Below are 536 nucleotides of genomic sequence, written 5' to 3'. Positions count from 1 at the left end.
CCGGCGAGCAGCGCGGCGGGCAGCGGCACGAGCGTGACCTTCAGAGCCCGGCCGGGACGCAGGTCGAGCAGGTTCAGCAGGTTGGCGCTGCCGGCCACGACGGCACCGCCCACCAGGACGTCGGCCAGCGCCGCCGCGCGCTCGCGGCCCGAGGTGGCGGACGTCGTCCGGTCGCCGAGCACGAGGGCCGAGGCGAGCAGGCCGCTGGCACCGAGGCCGAGCACCTTGACCGCGCCGGTGGTGACCTCGCCGCGGGCGAGCGCCCCCAGGTGCCCGGCCAGCCCCTTGCGCACGACGTTCTCGGCCAGGTCGTCGTAGGCGCCGAGCACGCCGGCCGCCGCCGTGGCCAGCACGGCGGCGCCGCGCACGCGCGGCGGCATGCCGGGCGCCACGGCCAGGGCGGCGACGGTGCCGGCCACGTGGGCCGGTCCCTCGAGCAGGCTGATCGGCTCGCCGCGGTGGTTGGTGCGGGTCCAGCGGACGGAGCCTCCGGGCGGGTTCGACGCCAGCGCCCGCGACGCCGCGCGAGCCGCCCC

Annotated in this window: 1 pseudogene; it reads right to left on the bottom strand. The window is 79.7% G+C overall.

Annotated elements, in window-relative coordinates:
• Nucleotides 1-536, bottom strand: a pseudogene (locus tag ACYVJ4_RS18745) (hypothetical protein); the annotation flags it as partial.

It is taken from the genome of Angustibacter peucedani (assembly GCF_054779595.1).
This window is presented reverse-complemented; position numbering and strand designations above follow the sequence as displayed.